The organism is Ruegeria sp. CJ2, assembly GCF_056536745.1.
On the sequence record NZ_JBQFQF010000003.1, the window covers coordinates 167799 to 185570 of the forward strand.

At 59.7% G+C, this 17772-nt stretch carries 17 protein-coding genes; 9 read left to right on the forward strand and 8 right to left on the reverse strand.

What is annotated here, in order from left to right:
* Positions 1–10: 10 nt before the first annotated feature.
* Genes pdxA through lptG form a run of 4 tightly spaced genes read right to left on the reverse strand, consistent with a single transcriptional unit; the run spans position 11 to position 5479 of the window.
* Positions 11–976, reverse strand: a complete 966-nt coding sequence (gene pdxA, locus ACR0MS_RS05385) for a 4-hydroxythreonine-4-phosphate dehydrogenase PdxA (protein ID WP_480570235.1) — start codon at positions 974–976, stop codon at positions 11–13.
* Positions 973–2226 carry a peptidylprolyl isomerase gene (locus tag ACR0MS_RS05390; protein ID WP_480570238.1) on the reverse strand — a complete coding sequence of 418 codons (1254 nt, stop codon included), beginning with the start codon at positions 2224–2226 and terminating at the stop codon, positions 973–975. The genes pdxA and ACR0MS_RS05390 overlap by 4 nt, the downstream gene beginning before the upstream one ends.
* Complete coding sequence (locus ACR0MS_RS05395) at positions 2217–4379, reverse strand: LPS-assembly protein LptD (protein WP_480570241.1); 2163 nt, start codon at positions 4377–4379, stop codon at positions 2217–2219. The genes ACR0MS_RS05390 and ACR0MS_RS05395 overlap by 10 nt, the downstream gene beginning before the upstream one ends.
* Positions 4379–5479: an LPS export ABC transporter permease LptG gene (gene lptG, locus ACR0MS_RS05400; protein ID WP_480570243.1), complete on the reverse strand. Its 1101-nt coding sequence runs from the start codon at positions 5477–5479 to the stop codon at positions 4379–4381. The genes ACR0MS_RS05395 and lptG overlap by 1 nt, the downstream gene beginning before the upstream one ends.
* A 240-nt stretch (positions 5480–5719) precedes the next feature.
* Between lptG and ACR0MS_RS05405 the strand changes: the two genes are divergently transcribed.
* From ACR0MS_RS05405 to ACR0MS_RS05415, 3 genes are read left to right on the forward strand one after another with little or no spacing between them, the layout of a single operon-like run.
* The gene (locus ACR0MS_RS05405) at positions 5720–7186 is read left to right on the forward strand and encodes a leucyl aminopeptidase (RefSeq protein ID WP_480570247.1); all 1467 of its coding nucleotides are present in this window, start codon (positions 5720–5722) and stop codon (positions 7184–7186) included.
* Positions 7187–7190: 4 nt separating this feature from the next.
* Complete coding sequence (locus tag ACR0MS_RS05410) at positions 7191–7649, forward strand: DNA polymerase III subunit chi (protein ID WP_480570250.1); 459 nt, start codon at positions 7191–7193, stop codon at positions 7647–7649.
* Between the two features lie 37 nt (positions 7650–7686).
* Positions 7687–8733: an aldo/keto reductase gene (locus ACR0MS_RS05415; protein WP_480570253.1), complete on the forward strand. Its 1047-nt coding sequence runs from the start codon at positions 7687–7689 to the stop codon at positions 8731–8733.
* A 71-nt stretch (positions 8734–8804) separates the two neighbouring features.
* Here ACR0MS_RS05415 and ACR0MS_RS05420 read toward each other — a convergent pair whose 3' ends face one another.
* Positions 8805–9791, reverse strand: a complete 987-nt coding sequence (locus ACR0MS_RS05420; RefSeq protein WP_480570256.1) for a GlxA family transcriptional regulator — start codon at positions 9789–9791, stop codon at positions 8805–8807.
* 132 nt (positions 9792–9923) lie between these two features.
* Between ACR0MS_RS05420 and bcoG the strand changes: the two genes are divergently transcribed.
* From bcoG to ACR0MS_RS05435, 3 genes are all read left to right on the forward strand, one after another.
* Positions 9924–10838, forward strand: coding sequence for a 3-dehydrocarnitine:acetyl-CoA trimethylamine transferase BcoG (gene bcoG, locus ACR0MS_RS05425; RefSeq protein ID WP_480570259.1), 915 nt, complete (start codon positions 9924–9926; stop codon positions 10836–10838).
* Positions 10839–10923: 85 nt separating this feature from the next.
* Positions 10924–12405: a carnitine 3-dehydrogenase gene (locus ACR0MS_RS05430; protein WP_480570262.1), complete on the forward strand. Its 1482-nt coding sequence runs from the start codon at positions 10924–10926 to the stop codon at positions 12403–12405.
* On the forward strand, positions 12402–13163 hold the full coding sequence (locus tag ACR0MS_RS05435; RefSeq protein ID WP_480570265.1) for an SDR family oxidoreductase: 762 nt from the start codon (positions 12402–12404) through the stop codon (positions 13161–13163). Before ACR0MS_RS05430 ends, ACR0MS_RS05435 begins: the two co-directional genes overlap by 4 nt.
* Here the strand turns inward: ACR0MS_RS05435 and ACR0MS_RS05440 are convergent, their stop codons facing one another.
* Positions 13164–13346, reverse strand: coding sequence for a hypothetical protein (locus ACR0MS_RS05440; protein ID WP_170382941.1), 183 nt, complete (start codon positions 13344–13346; stop codon positions 13164–13166). It lies immediately after the preceding gene.
* A gap of 71 nt (positions 13347–13417) precedes the next feature.
* A complete protein-coding gene (locus tag ACR0MS_RS05445; protein WP_480570268.1) occupies positions 13418–14278 on the reverse strand; it encodes a helix-turn-helix domain-containing protein in 861 nt (286 codons plus the stop codon).
* Positions 14279–14385: 107 nt separating this feature from the next.
* Between ACR0MS_RS05445 and ACR0MS_RS05450 the strand changes: the two genes are divergently transcribed.
* The 3 genes from ACR0MS_RS05450 to ACR0MS_RS05460 are packed head-to-tail and all read left to right on the forward strand — an operon-like array spanning position 14386 to position 16390.
* Positions 14386–14589, forward strand: coding sequence for a DUF2061 domain-containing protein (locus ACR0MS_RS05450; protein ID WP_171121639.1), 204 nt, complete (start codon positions 14386–14388; stop codon positions 14587–14589).
* A complete protein-coding gene (locus tag ACR0MS_RS05455; RefSeq protein WP_480570271.1) occupies positions 14582–15466 on the forward strand; it encodes a fatty acid desaturase in 885 nt (294 codons plus the stop codon). The genes ACR0MS_RS05450 and ACR0MS_RS05455 overlap by 8 nt, the downstream gene beginning before the upstream one ends.
* Positions 15467–15487: 21 nt before the next feature.
* A complete protein-coding gene (locus ACR0MS_RS05460) occupies positions 15488–16390 on the forward strand; it encodes an EamA/RhaT family transporter (RefSeq protein ID WP_480570274.1) in 903 nt (300 codons plus the stop codon).
* On the opposite strand, the gene ACR0MS_RS05465 is transcribed toward ACR0MS_RS05460, so the two are convergent.
* Complete coding sequence (locus ACR0MS_RS05465; protein WP_480570278.1) at positions 16387–17745, reverse strand: DEAD/DEAH box helicase; 1359 nt, start codon at positions 17743–17745, stop codon at positions 16387–16389. The two genes, ACR0MS_RS05460 and ACR0MS_RS05465, sit on opposite strands and share 4 nt — an antisense overlap.
* Positions 17746–17772 lie beyond the last annotated feature (27 nt).

Below are 17772 nucleotides of genomic sequence, written 5' to 3' on the forward strand. Positions count from 1 at the left end.
AGGTGAAGGATCAAGTGCTTTTTGCCATGCGGTGGGCGAGTTTCAAGGCCTCGATCAGGCTGGACGGATTGGCGATGCCTTGACCTGCGATATCGAGCGCTGTGCCGTGGTCAGGCGATGTCCGTATGAAAGGCAGGCCGAGCGTCACGTTTACACCTCGGTCGAAGTCCAGTGTCTTGATCGGGATAAGTGCCTGATCATGATACATTGCTATGGCCGCGTCATAACGTGCCCGTGCAGCGGCATGAAACATCGTGTCTGCGGGGTGCGGACCGCTGACAGTGTAGCTTTCTGAAGGCAGTTCAGAGATCAACGGGCCGATCCAGTCCAACTCCTCAAGCCCCATTTTGCCACCTTCGCCCGCGTGCGGGTTGAGCCCGGCAATGGCGATGCGGGGGCAGGCGATTCCGAATTGGGTTCGCAACCCTTGGGCCGTGATTTCAATCGTGTCGCGCAGCAGGTCTGGCGTGAGTTCGGACGGAACGCGGGACAGGGGAATATGGATCGTGGCTGGCACCACGCGCAACTTGTCACTGGCCAGCATCATGACCACGCGTTTGCGTCCGGCCAGGGCCGCGAGAAATTCGGTATGGCCGGGATAGGCGAACCCGGCCCCGTCAATCAGTGCTTTCTTGTGAATCGGCGCGGTGCAGAGCGCTGACGCCGCGCCTGACTGTACGAGTGAGACGCCACGCTTAATCGCATCTATGACGCCGGGTGCATCTGCGGCTGAGGGCGTGCCGGGGCGATTGGGTTCGGGGAAGTCCAGTTGCAGAACAGGCATTGCCGACGCGCTGACACGAAGGGCCTGTGCGGGGTCGCTGATCTGCTGCACAGGCGTTCCCTGAGGAAGATGCGCTGCGTCCCCGATATAGAAAAACGGGTATGCATCTCGTAGCTCTGCCCATGCTTTGGCCGCGATCTCTGGGCCGATACCGGCAGGGTCGCCGCAGCTGAGCGCGATCGGGGCGGTCATTGCTCGATGATCGTTGCGTCCGCGCGGAGCTGTTCAAGCAGGCTTTCCGAGAAGGCCTGTAGCCGTTGCTGCGTCAGCGCATTGGCCACGTCCACGCGCGAGGTTTCCTCGCCACGGTCAAGCGTCCGGGTGCACAACATCAGAAACCGGAGGGTCTGGCCATTATTGGCGGTCAGATTCGTGGAAACCTCATTAAGATCAAGCTTGGCCAGTTCCAGCGCGACGTCCCGTGGAATTTCCGAGGGGCTGGCCTCGATCCGTTGCAGAACTTCAGCCGGTTGGTCTTGTGCGATCCCGTAAAGGTCATCGCATGTGTCGATCTCTTCCCGCAACTTGGCGGCGCGGGCCAGAGTTTCAGCGCTGCGACCACCGGGAAGGTTGTAGATGGCATAGTCGATTTTGGAATAACGCGGCGCGCCCGACGCGACCTCGCGCAGGCCACGCATCTGGAACAGGGCAATGGCGTTCGGCAGGTTGATGGGCTGCGTTATGTCCCCATTCTTGAGGCCAAGGATAACCGGCTGCAAGGCGGGGGGCAGGTCGGTCAGGTTCAGCCATTCCAAACGGCCACCATTGTCCCGTGTGCCCGCGGCGGAATATTGGGTGGCTGCCGCTGAAAAGGCGTCAAACCCTTCCAATTGCGCGATTTCTTCGGCCAACAACTCGGCTTGGGCGATGGTCTGCTGATTGACCGGAATGATGATCTCGGACATCAATACCTGCAATCCACCACCACCGGCCTGTCCCAGCGCCCGGTTGATTTCGTCCTCGGACGGGCGGGCCTGCGACAGAAAACGGGCGCTGACATAGTCGCGCCACGAAAGCTGGTCTGCGACAAAATCCCGGACAGTTTCCGGGGAAACGCCGGCGTCGGCCAGAAGTTGCAGAAATTGATCCGTCGACAAGCGTCCGCGCGCAGCGAACTCGTCAATGCCAACCTGCACGTCTTCTGGGCTGACTTCGATTCCCGCCTCGCGCATGGCTTGCTTGCGCAGGCGGTCGTCGATCAGAGCGTCGCGAACCTCGTCCTCGGACGCTCCGGGGGCGCCCAGAGCCAAAAGGAATTGCAGGCGCTGGTCCAATTCATACCAGGTGACGATATCCTGATTAACCTTAATTGCTGGCGAGAACGGGCTTTGCGCCTGTGCTTCCATAGGTGCAAGACACAACACTACGGCGGCCAGTGCCTGAGCCACAGACGTTAGCCAACCGGAACGAACGAAACTGGAGAAACGTGAAATCAACTGCATCTTCTCTTGAACTGTTGGCCGCCACCTTCAACGGAGTATCCTGTCAGGGCTACGGTAAATCCGAATTCTGTCGAAGGCTCAATACTCGAAGACGAGGTAAATCGTCTACTCACGATCATATTTGCCTGTACACATTCGTTTTGGTAGGTCACGCCCAACCCATAACGGATCGGTTCGGACTCGGCGAGGTCATAGCGGGCGAATGCGCGAGTCAGCCAGTTTTGGTCAATACGGTAACGACCGTTGACGCGAACTTCCGAGATCTCATCCTCTGCGTTTTCGGCAGGATCGGGTTCCTGCCAGACATAGCTGCCCGATACGCTGGTTGATTTTTGCCTCCAGGCCGCACGTAATTCGGCCTTGGCGAAACTGAAGTCACCGTTGAGCAATCCGCGCCCAGCCAGTGACCAGCCATTGGCTGTTCGCAACTGGCCTGCGATCAACAGGTCTGACGCCGTTCCCTGCAAGCCCGAGGTTACGTTGAATTCGGGATCGGCATCCGCGCGAAAGACCTGACCAACCGTTGCCAGTGCACGCCACCCCTTTGCCCCGTAGCGGGCCCAGTTGACCCCGACCACCCCGGTTGCGCCGTCTTCACGCCGGTCCGGTGCCGGAAAGCGCGAGAGGGACAACAGGTTGCCCTGGTCGAATTCCTGAAACGTACTTTCGTCGATCGGCACGTCATTGGTCGAAACATGGGTCCACCCGATTTGGGCGATCGGCTCAAGGACTTGGGTCGCGCCCGACTTTTCCTGCCGTGACATCGGGTAGCGCAGCGTAAGCGCCGCACGTGGGGTGGTGCGGGTCACTTGACTGGGGAACCCGCTGTCATGACGAATGTTGAACGTATCAACAGATGCGCCCAACCTGGCGTCCGCGCGCAGGCCCGTGGTGAAAATCCAACTGCGCATCCATTCGGCATCGAAAGTTGCGCGCGCCACATCGCGGCCCACGATATCTTCGTCGCTGGTCCGTTCATGCGCGTGTGCGATAAAACCCAGTCGAACTTCGCCGCCTACCGCCGTCGGAAAGTGGCGTTTCTGATAGTACAGATCGAACACGCGCGACGGGATTTCATCCTGATCTTCGCTGTCGCGCAAAGTCTTGTAATGGATGAAGCTGGTGCGGAACGCCGTATTCCGTTTTATCCGTTCCAGCGCAACCTCGCTGCGCAACCGGTCGAAATCGGGCAGGCCGTAGTCGGCCAAATACGCGTCGTCAGACGTGGTCTTCAGGTCGAATGTGAACCGGTAACCGTCCTGAAGGTTGAATGCGCCATCCGCAAAAAGGTACCCGCGCTGATCGTCTGGTTGCAGGTCGTCTTTGGTATAGGCGCCCCAGATGCGGATACGTCCTCGTTTGAACGCCTGCCGATACCGGAACCCTAGTGTTTTGGTCTTGGACGAGACGTAGGGGGTCAACGTCAGGTCTTTATGGTCGCCTATTTTGAAGAAATACGGCACTTGCAGGCCAGTTCCCAGTTGCGACGTGGTTCTGACCGAAGGGACAAGAAAGCCTGTCGCCCGGTCAAGCGTAGGATCGGGAAGGCGCAGGTAGGGGAAGTAGAATACCGGAACGTCCAGAATCCGGAATTGCGCGCCTTCAAAGTATAGCTGCCGTTCCAGTTGGTCATGGGTGACTTTGCGCGCACGGATCTGCCATATCGGAGGCTTCCCGTTCGCACAGACGTGACAGGACGTGGCCGAGACCTTGCTGAATTGCGTATAGCGTCCGGCCGCGCGCGTGGCCTGAACCGACGCAATCTGGACTTGCTGCTCGAACACCATTCGGGCCCCGATGAGCAGGCCGTTTTGGATGCCGCTGTCCAATTCCGCCGAATCCGCCAGCAGCGTCGTTGCGCCACCCTGATCAAGGCGAACCGGTCCCTCAAGCAGAAGTTCACCGCTGTCCCGGTCATAGGTAATCCGCTGCGCCGTAACTTTGACGTCGTCCTGAAACGCTTCGACATTGCCTTCGGCGACAAGCACTCGTTCCGGAGTGATGAATATCCGATCCGCAACCAGAAGGGCTGGTTCTTCCTCTTGCGGCGTGGTTTGTCCCGGGCCACCGGAGGGCTGATTTTGAGCGCCCGCGCCCAGAGGTATGGCCAACGCCAGAGCGCCGGACAAAAACAGGCAGGAAAGTAACCGCATCAGCCGTCCTCCGCGTGCAGCAAAAGGCCGAGAGACAGAAGGATGGCAGCAAAGGGCGGAGCCCACGCCGCGACAAAGATAGGCAATTGTCCGTTTTCCCCTAGAATTTGGGCAAAGTTGCGCACGAAATAGATGCCAAAACCCAACAGCACCGCAGACAGAACCGCGATCCCGGTTCCGCCAAAGCGGACGTGGCGCATGGTGAAAGCCGCTCCAATCAGGACCATAGATACCAAGAAGATCGGGCGCGCGAGCTGCACTTGCAGCCAGACTTCGTATTGCTTCGTGGAAAACCCGGCTTCGCTGAGGTCACGAATAAGCTGTGGCAGGTCGTAGACCGAAACGGCCCCTTGCCGCCCCAGCGTGTCCAAAATGCGCTCGCGGGTCAGCGATGTGGGGATTTCAAGCGTCGAATGCTCGACCGCGCTGGTTTCCGGGTTTATGTCCTGATCCAAGGACCAGACTTTGGCGTTGGACAAAGTCCAGTTGCCCTCGTCGAGGACAGCGCTGTCGGCGGCAATCTGCTGGGTCGGCGTACCGTCCTGCGAAAATGCGATGATCGTCACTTCGTTCAGTTTCAGTGCGCCGCCGTTTGATGTGCCCCGCGCGTGAATCACGGATTGGCCGTTTTGCGAGCCCTGCCGCAGCCACATACCTTCGCTGCTGATCGAAAAGGCTGACCCGCCGTTGTTTCGATACGAGTCGGACAGTCTTGTGTATTCCTCGGACGTGGCGGCTGAGATTGGGTTCAGCAGGGCGACGGCAACTGCCCCGATCGCCAGTGCCAAGACAGCAGGTGCCAGCAACGCACGAATACCTGACCGGCCGATGGCGCGGGTCACGACCAATTCAGAACTGCGCGCAAGGCCGACGAAAAGCGCGATTGTCGAAAGAATCACCAGCAACGGCAGCATTTCACTGATGGCCGCCGGGGTATTCAGCAGCGTCAGGTGCAGAAGCTGGCCAAATGACAGGTCAACCTCGTCAAAGCGCCGAACCTGTTCAATCAGGTCGATCAGAATCAACAATGTCAGGAAGATGCCACCGATGACCAGAAAGCTCTGGATGAACCGGCGGGCAAAATAACGGTCGAGGATCACGGGCAAAACCCCGCAGGGCTTGGGTACAAAATGGGCGCTACCGGGCGCAGGCAGGAATCAATAAAGCATGCGCCACGAAGCGATGGCTTATGCCTGCCCTGTCTTGCCACTGTAGTCTCCCCCGATCCTGCCGGAATTTTTTCCGGACTGTACTGCAATTGCCAGTCGGGGAAAACTGCTATCTGGTCAATAGCGCCAGTGCGGGCTAGGTCTTGGGGAGCAGATTTTCAGGAGTTCGCAATGAGCAGTCTTATCCCGGTCCAGTTTCAGGCTTTTGACGTTGATGCAATGACGCAGGCGGAAGGTCGTGTTGTCATCATCATAACGCCGGACGGCAAGATGAGCCCCGCGGTTCGCCGTGCGAACCGTCTGACCCGCGGCACTGTGGCGCGTCTGGTTGAAAGTGACCGGTTTGAAAAGGTGAAGGCAGGCGATGTGGTGTCGCTTGCATGGCCAACCGGCATGGCGGCCGAAGCGCTGGACATTCTGGTTCTGCCACGCCGTCCGGACGCAGCCGAGGCGCGTAAGGCTGGTGCAATGCTGGCGAAGCTGGCCGACAATCGGGATATTCTTGTGATGGCCGGTAATCAGGTCCGGTCCGAAGACCTGGCTCTTGGAATCGCGCTGCGCAGTTATGATTTCGACGCGCACAAGTCGAAAGAGTCTGAGCGCACCGCCACTGTCACGATCAGCCACCAAAAGCCGGATGAGGTTGAGGCTGCGTTTAACCCGCTCTACGCCGTGGCGGACGGGGTGCGGATGACGCGTGATCTGACCAATGAACCGGCCAACGTCCTGACCACGACCGAATTTGCCGACCGTCTGGCCGAGATGAAGAACCTTGGCCTTGAGGTGGAGGTTTTGGAAGAAGACAAGCTGGCAGAGCTGGGAATGCGCACGCTGCTGAGCGTGGGGCAGGGCTCGGTCAGCCCGTCCAAGGTTGTGGTGATGCAGTGGAATGGCGGTGAAAAAGGTGATGCGCCGTTGGCTCTGGTCGGTAAGGGTGTCGTGTTCGACACGGGCGGCATTTCGCTGAAGCCTGCGGGTGGCATGGAAGACATGACCATGGACATGGGCGGCGCAGGCGTTGTCGCAGGCACCATGCGCGCGCTGGCCAAACGCAAGGCCAAGGCCAATGTGGTCGGGCTAGTTGGACTGGTCGAGAACATGCCCTCGGGCAATGCCACGCGCCCCGGCGATGTGGTCAAGTCGATGAAGGGTGACACGGTCGAGATCATCAACACCGATGCCGAAGGCCGTTTGGTCTTGTGCGACGTGATGTGGTACGCGCAGGAACGGTTCAGCCCCGTAGGGATGGTCGATCTGGCGACTCTGACGGGCGCGATCATCATCGGGTTGGGCCATGAAAATGCGGGCGTATTTTCGAACAACGACACGTTCTGCAATGCGTTCCTCAAAGCGGCAGGGGCCGAGGATGAAGGCGCGTGGCGGATGCCTTTGGGCAAGGCCTATGATGAGCAGCTCAAATCACGCATCGCCGATATGAAGAACGTGGGCGGACGGCCTGCCGGGTCGATCACGGCGGCGCAGTTTCTACAGCGTTTCGTGAAAGAGGAAACCCCGTGGATTCACCTTGATATCGCTGGGGTCGCCTCGGTCGCGGCTGAAACATCCTATGCGCCGAAAGGGGCAACCGGGTGGGGCGTGCGCGCGCTGAGCCGCTTTGTTCAGGACAATTTCGAGTAACTCCGTGGGTGACGTCTATTTCTACCACCTGACCCGCCAGCCGCTGGAACATACTTTGCCGGTTCTCCTGGACCGCGCGCGGCAGGCCGGGTGGAAGATTGCCGTGCGGGGCACTGATCCCGCGCGGATGGACTGGCTGGACGAAAGGTTGTGGCTGGGGCCGGAGGAGGGGTTCTTGCCGCATGGACGGGCAGGTGGCCCGCATGACGCGAAGCAGCCCATTTTGTTGACGACCGAGATGCAGGCGGCCAACGAGCCGTCCTGCGTGATGGCCGTCGACGGCGCGCCTGTCGAGCCGGAGGAGGTGAATGCTCTGGAACGTGTGTGCGTCTTGTTTGATGGAAATGACGCACAGGCGGTTCAGCATGCCCGGGGGCAATGGAAGGCGTTGACGGGTGCCGGATGCGCGGCCAAGTACTGGTCCGAGGAGTCGGGCCGGTGGGAGATGAAGGCCGAGGCATAACGCCTTTTCGTCAATGATATTTTCAGGAGATTGAAAGATGGAAATGAAGCCCTTGGGCCGCACGGGTATCATGGTCTCGGACCTGTGTCTGGGAACGATGACCTTTGGCACGCAGACCACCGAAGCCGACGCGCATACACAGATCGACATGGCGCTGGAGGCCGGCATCAACTTTGTCGATGCGGCTGAGATGTATCCGGTCAACCCCGTCTCGAAAGAGACCGTGGGGCGTACCGAAGAGATATTGGGTAACTGGAACGCCGCAAACCCTTCGCGGCGCTCTGATTATGTACTGGCGACCAAGCATTCCGGGGCGGGGTTCGCGCATGCGCGGGATGGTGCGCCCATTTCAGGCCAGACAATCCCTGAGGCGATCGAAGGCTCGCTGCGTCGCCTGCAAACGGACTGTATCGACCTGTATCAATTTCACTGGCCCAACCGGGGCAGCTATATGTTCCGTCAGAACTGGACCTATGCGCCATCGGGTCACAACACAAACGAGGTGCTGGACAATATGCGGGACTGCCTTGCGGCGTTGCAGGCGCAGGTCGACAAGGGCAACATCCGCGCCTTTGGCCTGTCGAACGAAAGCGCATGGGGCACCGCGCAGTGGCTGCGCCTGGCCGAGGACGGAGCAGGTCCACGTGTTGCTTCGGTGCAGAACGAATACTCGTTGATGTGCCGGCATTTCGATACGGATATGGCCGAACTGAGCGTGCATGAAGATGTGGGTTTGATGGCCTTTTCGCCTTTGGCTGCCGGGTTCCTGACCGGCAAGTATCAGGGGGGCGTGGTGCCCGAAGGGTCGCGCATGTCGCTGGTTCCAGAAATGGGCGGGCGTCATCGATCCCGTGCGTTTGATGCGGTCGGCGCTTATCTTGAGGTTGCCGCGCGCCATGGATTAGACCCGGTGCATATGGCCCTGGCCTGGTGTCAGACACGTCCATTCATGATGTCGGCGATCTTTGGCGCAACAACGGTTGAGCAGCTTGCCCACATTCTGGGTGGCAAAGACCTGCAGCTATCCGACGAGGTGTTGGCGGACATTACCGAGGCGCATCGCGCGCATCCGATGCCGTTCTAGGGGGCGCTGCCCCCGCCGCGCGTGCCGCGCGACTCCCCCGGGATTTTTTTGCCAGATGAAGGGGGATCCGGTCAGTGATGGGTGGGGTGCGTGCGGTCTTGTCGCAGATCTCGGGCCGAGAGGCCGTGGGCGGTGCGGAAGGCGCGGGCGAAGCTGGATTGTGAGCCGAAGCCCGTGGCCAGTGCCACATCCATCAGAGACATGTCGGTGTCGGTGACCAGACGGCGCGCCTCGGCCAGGCGCAGTTGCAGATAGTGGTCTTGCGGCGTGGTGTTCAGGCGCAGGCGGAACTGCTGTTGCAGCGTGCGGGGGCTGGTGCCGAGGGTTTCGGCGATGTCGGAAAGCGGCAAGGGTTCGTCCAGTGACGATTCCATCAGGGTGTTGGCCTTGGCTGTCAGTGCCGTGTGTCGGTGCGGTGCACCGATGCGACTTTGGGGTTTTGTCGGGGCAGGGGCACCATCGTAGAGGAACAGGCCGGACACCCGTGCGGCAAAGCCTGCGCCGTGCCGGGCGGCGATAATATGCAGCATCATCTCAACGGCCGGAATTGCCCCGCCGGATGTCAGGCGATTGCCCGAGACCGTGAAACGGTCAGGGCGCACGTCAACCTCGGGGAACCGGTTGGCGAAGTTGTCCAGATCTTCCCAATGTGTGGTGGCGGCATGTCCGTCCAGAAGGCCCGCTTCGGCCAGCAGCCAGGGCCCGCCGTCAATGCCAGCCATGGTTGCGCCGCCGCTGGCAATGCGGCGCAAACCGGCCAGCAGGCTGGGTGTCGCGTGGCGCGCCAGTTGGAACCCGGCAACCACGATCATCAGGTCGCAGCCTTGCAGACGGGCCAAAGGAATTCCGGGAACGGTCAGGGCGCTGGTCAGCAGGGCTGGTTCCGCCGTAGCGGTTACATAATCCCAGTCAAACGCGGGTCGATCAGCCAGTCGGTTGGCCGCGCGCATCGGATCAACGGCCGAGGCGAAGCTGAGCGTGTTGCATTCGTCCAGCACCAAAACCGCCGTATTCAGGGCGCGATGTTCGGGCTGCAGTATGTTTTTTGCGGATTTCATCAAGTCTGATTCGCATTCTGGCAAGTGTTTCCACAAGGCTGCGTCAGACTCGGGTTCGAAAGCAAATCGGAATCCGGGGAGAAGTCTGGGGAAAACCTAGGGCGAAACCGGGTATAACTTGGGGAAAACGTCATGCCTCTGGAAATGAACCGCGAAGTCTTCATCACCTGTGCCATAACCGGATCGGGTGGAACGCAGGATCGCAGCCCGCATGTGCCACGCTCACCGCAGCAGATTGCAGACAGCGCGATCGCAGCGGCCAAGGCCGGGGCCGCCGTCGTCCATTGCCATGTGCGCGACCCCGAGACCGGAGTGCCCAGCCGTCGTCTGGACCTGTATCGCGAGGTTACGGACCGCATTCGCGACGCCGATGTGGACGTTGTGTTGAACCTCACTGCCGGGATGGGCGGGGACATCGTGTTTGGCGGGGTGGAAAGCCCGTTTCCGGTAGTCGAAGGCACCGACATGGTCGGCGCGTCCGAGCGTGTGGCGCATATCGCTGAGTGTCTGCCCGAGATCTGCACCTTGGATTGCGGCACCATGAACTTTGCCGAGGCCGACTATGTGATGACCAACACCCCCGGCGCGCTGCGGGCGATGGGTCAGATGATGACCGATATGGGTGTGAAGCCCGAGATCGAGGCCTTTGACACCGGTCATCTTTGGTTCGCCAAGCAGTTGGTGAAAGAAGGAGTGCTGGAGCCCAACGCTTTGGTTCAATTGTGCATGGGTGTGCCGTGGGGTGCGCCGGATGATCTGAACACCTTTATGGCGATGGTGAACAATGTGCCGGACGACTGGACTTTCAGCGCGTTCTCTCTGGGTCGGAACCAGATGGCTTATGTGGCGGCTACTGTGCTGGCGGGCGGCAACGTGCGCGTGGGTCTAGAGGATAACCTGTGGCTGGATAAAGGCGTGCTGGCCGAGAATTGGCAGTTAGTGGAGCGTGCCGGGACGATCATCGAGAACATGGGGGCGCGGGTGATTGGGCCTGCTGAGGTGCGTGAGAAGCTTGGCTTGGTCAAACGCGCGCCGGTGGCGAAGTAGGGGAGGATTGGGGGCCAGCCCCGTCGCCATCTGGACTTGTACCAGTGGCGCCACAGATGGCGACCCCCGGGATATTTTTAGCCAGATGAAGAGGCGGATCGACGTGAAAACAGCGGCAATCATTGGTGGTGGCGTGATCGGCGGCGGGTGGGCTGCACGGTTTCTGCTGAACGGTTGGGACGTGCGGGTCTTTGATCCGGACCCGGAGGCTGAGCGCAAGATTGGTGAAGTTCTGGACAATGCGCGGCGCGCGTTGCCGGGGTTGAGCGATGTGCCACTGCCACCCGAGGGCGCGCTGACGTTCCATGCGGATTTGTCTGAGGCCGTTCGCGGGGCGCAATGGATACAGGAAAGCGTGCCAGAGCGGTTGGACCTGAAGGTGAAGGTTTACAGGGGCTTGCAGGAGGCATGTGATCCAGATGCGATCATCGGGTCGTCGACAAGCGGGTTCATGCCGTCGGAATTGCAGGAGGGGGCTTTGCGTCCGGAACAGATCGTGGTGACGCATCCGTTCAACCCGGTTTACCTTCTTCCTTTGATCGAATTGGTTCCGACCGACAGGAACCCAGCCGAAATGGTGGGGCGCGCGCAAGACCTGTTGAAATCCGTGGGGTTCTTCCCTCTGCACGTCAGGAAAGAGATCGACGCTCATATCGCGGACCGCTTTCTTGAGGCCGTCTGGCGCGAGGCGCTTTGGCTGGTCAAGGACGGCATCGCCACCACCGAAGAAATCGACGAGGCCATCCGCATGGGCTTTGGCATCCGTTGGGCGCAGATGGGCCTGTTCGAGACTTACCGCGTGGCAGGCGGCGAGGCCGGGATGCGGCATTTTATGGCGCAGTTCGGGCCTGCGTTGAAATGGCCCTGGACCAAGCTGATGGATGTGCCCGAGTTCACTGATGAGTTGGTCGATATGATCGCCGATCAGTCGGATGCGCAGTCAGGCGAGCACTCGATCCGCGAGTTGGAGCGAATCCGAGACAATAACCTGGTGGGGATGATGCGGGCGCTCAAGGCGCAGGATTGGGGTGCGGGTGCGGTCCTGAACCAGCATGATTCCGTGTTGAAGCCCGGCGCCTTGCCAACGATCGACCAAGCCGATCTGAGCCAACCGATCCTGACCGTTGCGCGTGCGGTGCCGCTGGACTGGACGGATTATAACGGCCATATGAACGAGGCGCGGTATCTGGAAGCCTTCGCCGCCGCCACGGATCGATTCATGGAGATCATGGGCTGCGACGCGGAGTATATAGCCTCGGGTGGCAGCTATTTCACCGCCGAGAACCACATCCGCTATATCGACGAAGTGCATGCAGGCGCGAAGATCGAGGTGCGCACGCAGTTGTTGTTGGGGCAGGGCAAGAAACTGCATGTTTTCCACAGCATGTATGAGGGCGACAAGCTGCTGGCCACGGGCGAGAGCTTCCTGCTGCATGTCAGCCTAGAAACCCGCCGCCCCAGCGCCCCGTCAGCCGAGATTGAGGCTGCGATGGCGCGGATTACCGAAGCTCAGGCGGCCTTGCCATATCCCGAAGGCGCGGGTGCCGCGATCCGCAAGCCGTCATGAGCGGACGTGTCCTGATCACGGCTGGCGCTTCGGGCGTTGGTCGGGCCATGGCCGAGGCGTTTGATGCGGCGGGTGCGCAGGTCTGGGTGGCCGATCTGGACCCAGAGGCCCTGTCGCATTGCCCCTCACACTGGAGAAAGTCTGAAATCAACGTCGCAGACGAAACGGCTGTTGCAGAGATATTCTCGCGGATCGAAGCCGAATGGGGCGGGCTGGATACGCTATGCGCCAATGCAGGTGTTGCAGGGCCGACTGCGTCGATCGAGGATGTGGCGGTTGAGGATTGGCGGGCATGCCTGTCGGTAAATCTGGAAGGTGCGTTTTTGTGTGCGAAATACGCCGCGCCGATCATGAAGCGTCAAAACAGCGGGGCGGTGGTGATTACATCCTCGACTGCCGGGCAATACGGATACCCCAATCGCGCGCCCTATGCGGCGGCGAAATGGGGGGTGATCGGTTTGGCCAAGACGCTCGCGATGGAGCTTGGGTCGTTTGGCGTGCGGTGCAACACCATCTGCCCCGGCGCCGTGGAAGGCCCACGTATGGAAGGCGTGTTGGAACGCGAAGCGGCGGCCAAGGGCATGACCCGCGACCAAGTGTATGACGGCTATGCGTCCGGCACTTCGATGGGGCGATTTGTGGAAGGGCAGGACATAGCGAATATGGCCGTGTTTCTCGCCTCGGATGCGGCACGGCTGGTGTCGGGGCAGGTGATCGCCGTGGACGGCCATACCGTCAACCCCGACCCAAAACTCTGACTATCCCTGATTTGGCCCGCGAATTTGGCGGATGGTCTGACGAACGGCCTGCCAGTCCTGCGCTTGCTGCATGTTTCCGGCGGCCTCGCATTCGCGCATTTTCAGCGCGGCTTCCGCCTCGGCGCGGTCACCATGTGCCGAGTAAAGGGCGCGTGCGTATTGTGCGGTTTGTAGTGCGTCCATTCCAGTGGTCCTCCGTCTGTGATCGGAATGCCCGTAAGTTCGCGCCAATCGACGATAGCACAGGTTAGCCTCTAACGCATCTTTTCGCGTAACGACTTCAGGTGGCTTGGAAAATCCCGTGCGGACACGTCGGCCTCGCGGATCAGGGTGTCGAAGTGGCGCGTGAAGGTTTCGATACGATCGCGGTCTCGGAACGCCATATAGTGGCTTCCGGCATAAAACACACAGAGCAGCGGGCCGAATATCGTGACCGGTGCTGAATAAAGCCGTTTTGCATCAAACAGATAGATGCGCATTCGGGGATAAAGTTGCTCGCACAAGGCAAGCAGGTGGTCGATCTGATCTCGACGCGTTTGAAGATCCAGCCCGTGATAATAACCGGACGCGTTCGCAAAGCTGTCGATTTCAAACAGCGGCATGGCCACTTCGTAATCCGATTGTGCCCGGCGCATCCAGGTCAGGCGGTCTTCTGACGCGCCGATTGCCTGATCTGCCGTTCTGCCCAGATGTGGTGCATATTCCCATTCCAGCACTGCGCGGGTTTTCAGCATGTCAGGCAAAGTCGCTGGAACATAACGGATTTTGTAGCCCGCGGCCTCTTTATGCCATTCAAATATCCGCTCATCCACGAGGGCGCGCGGTGCTTCTGTCATGGTGAGCGAGCTTGCCAGCAACTCTGCCGCGCTTTCAGGGCGGTCAGACAGGCTCAGCAACCAATCTGCCGACACGCCCAGGGCCGAAGCGCAACTGCCGACCACATGCGCGTTAGGTAGCCGTGCGCCGTCGTCCGTCAAGAGCTGCGATACGGTCGAGCGGTCCACGCCAATGTTGCGCGCCAATGCGCTCTGGCTGATGTGCCTTTCTTCCATCGCGCGGGCCAAGCGCTGTCGGAACTGTGCCGCGCGGTCTCGTTTGTCGATTTTATCCTTCATGTGTTTGAAAATATCACAGATGATGAATTTTGTTAATCATATTCAGAATTTCCAACCTGATGCGCTGTCCGTAATTCTTAAGACATAACAAGACTATGGGTGACGGAATGGAAACACGACGAAGATCAGTCGTGAAGGCGGTGCTGTGGAATGCAATGGGTTTGATCGTGATGACCCTTGTTGGGTTGGTCGCGACCGGGTCTGCTGCAATCGGCGGGACATTGGCGATTGTGAACACGGCTATCGGCCTGACCTTATACGTAATTTACGAACGCGTATGGGCGGGGATCACGTGGGGTCGCAATGTCTGAGCGTGAGGGGCCCGAATGGATCACCTTCGCGCTGATTCTGGCATGTTACGCAGCTTGGCTGGGGGTGATTTTCTACGCGCCTGTATGGGTGGCAATCCCGGCGATGGGGCTTGTCGCGGCCATGCATTCCTCGCTGACGCATGAAGCGTTGCACGGGCATCCTTTCCGGCAAAACTGGTTGAACGAGGCTTTGATGGCCCTGCCTTTGACGCTGTTCATTCCGTATCAGCGTTTTCGGGATCTGCACCTAGCTCACCACCGGGATGCAACCTTGACCGATCCGTATGACGATCCGGAATCGAATTACCTTGATCCGAAAGTCTGGGGTCGTCTGCACGGTTGGCAACGGTTGCTGCTGTCCGCGAACAACACTCTGTTGGGGCGTATGGTTCTGGGTCCGGCGATTGGGCAATATGTCTTCACACGGGATGAACTGCGTGCCGCCCTTCGGGGCGACCGGAATGTCCTGCGGGCGTGGGGTTTGCATCTGGTCGGAGTCGCTGTGGTTCTCTGGGTCGTTGCGCAGTCCGGCATGCCGATTTGGGCCTATGTCCTGTCTGCCTATATCGGGTTGGGTCTGGTGAAGATCCGAACCTTTCTGGAACACAGGGCGCACGAAGATGCAGGGGCCAGAACCGTCATTGTCGAAGACCGAGGGCCGCTGGCGTTTCTGTTCCTGAACAACAACCTGCACGTGGTTCATCACATGAACCCGAGCGCGCCATGGTATAGGCTGCCGTCGTTGTACCGCGAGGGGAAAGACCGCTATCTGGCCAGAAACAGCGCCTATGTGTATCGGTCGTATGCCGAGATTTTCCGCGCGTTCTTTATGCGCGCGAAGGACCCGGTTGCGCATCCGCTCTGGCCAAGGGATTGATTTAAGGCCACAAGGGTCGGCATGAGCCTTTGGATTCCTGTCACTCTTGCTGCCGCGTCTTTTCAAACCGTTCGCTTCATGCTGCAAAAATCGCTGAGCAGTGTGAAGCTGACGGCGGCTGGCGCGACATTTGCGCGGTTCGCGTATTCAATGCCTTTGGCGGTCCTTGGGTTGGTCGTGGCCGTGATGCTGACCGGATATGGCCTGCCGCAGCTGACAGCCAAATTCTGGCTGTTCGCCGTGATTGGCGGAACAACTCAGATTCTGGCGACGATCTGTGTGGTCGCTTTGTTCAAGCAGCGCAATTTTGCCGTTGGGATCACCTTCAAGAAAACCGAAGTCATCCAGACCGCCATCGTAGGATTTCTGGTCCTTGGCGATCAGGTGTCGGCGGGGGCGTTTGCGGCGATCATTCTGGGGCTGACAGCGGTTCTGTTGCTGTCGAAAAACCCCGGCGGGGATGGCGCGTGGTGGAAACACTTGACCAATCGCGCCTCGCGGCTGGGGTTAGGGTCGGGTGTTCTGTTCGCGTTTTCCTCGGTTAGTTACCGTGGGGCTTCGTTGGAGCTGGGCGATATCGACGCGTGGTTCCGGGCGCTGGTGACACTGGCCGTTGTGGTCTCGTTCCAGTTTCTCAGCATGGGGCTTTGGCTGCTCTGGCGGGACCGGGCCGAATTACGGGCCGTGTGGGACACGCGTCAGACCGGAGTATTTGTGGGCCTTACCAGCCTGAGCGGGTCATTCTGCTGGTTTCTGGCTTTCACGTTGCAGAACGCGGCATATGTCAAAGCGCTGGGGCAGGTCGAGTTGATCCTGAGCCTTTTCGCCTCGCTGTTGTTTTTCCGCGAGACCATCGCCCGGCGCGAGATCGCCGGGATGACATTGTTGGGGGCGTCGATACTGGTGCTGGTGCTGTCGATTTAACCGGCGCGACGCTCATCAAAGCTGAGCGCGATAAAGCTGGGCAGATGATCACCCATGCCCACAACTGCCGAGCCACCACCGTCGCGACGATTGCGGCCTTTGGGCTCTTTGTCCATTTTTCGGTCGCTCTTTTTGCTGTCGCTCTTCTTCTCTTCCGACGGCTTGGCTTTTTTCTCTTGCTTGGGCGCGTCGGATTTCGGCTCGTCCTTGACCGGATTGTCGATCCGGGGGATGTCCTTCTGGATCAGCTTTTCGATCGCATCCAGCGCCTTTTCATCGCGACCCGAGCAGATCGTGATCGCCTTGCCCTCACGACCGGCACGACCTGTCCGGCCGATCCGGTGCACGTAGTCCTCGGCATGGCCGGGCACGTCAAAATTGAATACGTGACTAACTGACGGGATATCCAATCCGCGCGCGGCCACGTCCGAAGCCACCAGCAGGCGCAGTGACCCATCACGGAATCCGTCAAGCGTTTTCATGCGCTGCGACTGGTCCAGGTCACCATGGATGGCGGCGGCGTTATAGCCGTATTTCTTCAGAGATTTCGCGCAGATATCCACATCCGTCTTGCGGTTGCAGAAGATGATCGCGTTCGTACATTTGTCGCCTTCGGCGTCGATCAGAGCGCGCAGGACCTTGCGTTTGTTACTGGCCTCACGGTCGCGGCGACCGCCTTTGAACATGACGACACCCTGTTCGATAGTCTCAGATGCCGTCGCTTGGCGGGCAACCTCGATCCGGGCCGGGGCCGACAGGAACGTGTCGGTAATGCGTTCAATCTCGGACGCCATCGTCGCCGAGAAGAACAGAGTCTGACGGGTGAATGGCGTCAGTGAGAAGATGCGTTCGATATCGGGGATGAACCCCATGTCCAGCATCCGGTCGGCCTCATCCACCACCATGATCTGCACGCCAGTCAGCAGCAGCTTACCGCGCTCGAAATGATCCAGCAGACGGCCCGGCGTGGCGATCAGAACGTCGACGCCCCGGTCGATCAGCGCCTCTTGTTCTTTGAAGCTGACGCCGCCGATCAACAGTGCTTTGGTCAGTTTCAGGTGCTTGGTGTAGGTGTCGAAATTCTCGGCCACCTGCGCGGCCAATTCCCGTGTCGGGCACAGCACCAGCGAACGCGGCATCCGCGCCCGTGCGCGGCCACGGGCCAGCAGGGTGATCATCGGCAGGGTAAAACTTGCGGTCTTGCCGGTGCCGGTCTGGGCGATACCCAGAACGTCCTTACCCTCAAGCGCAGGGGGAATCGCACCTTCCTGGATCGGGGTGGGGGTTTCGTATCCGGCTTCCTCAATGGCTTTGAGGACCTTCGGGTTCAGGTTCAGTTCGTTAAACTTTGTCATGTATGTCCGTTTTTGCGGACACTTACC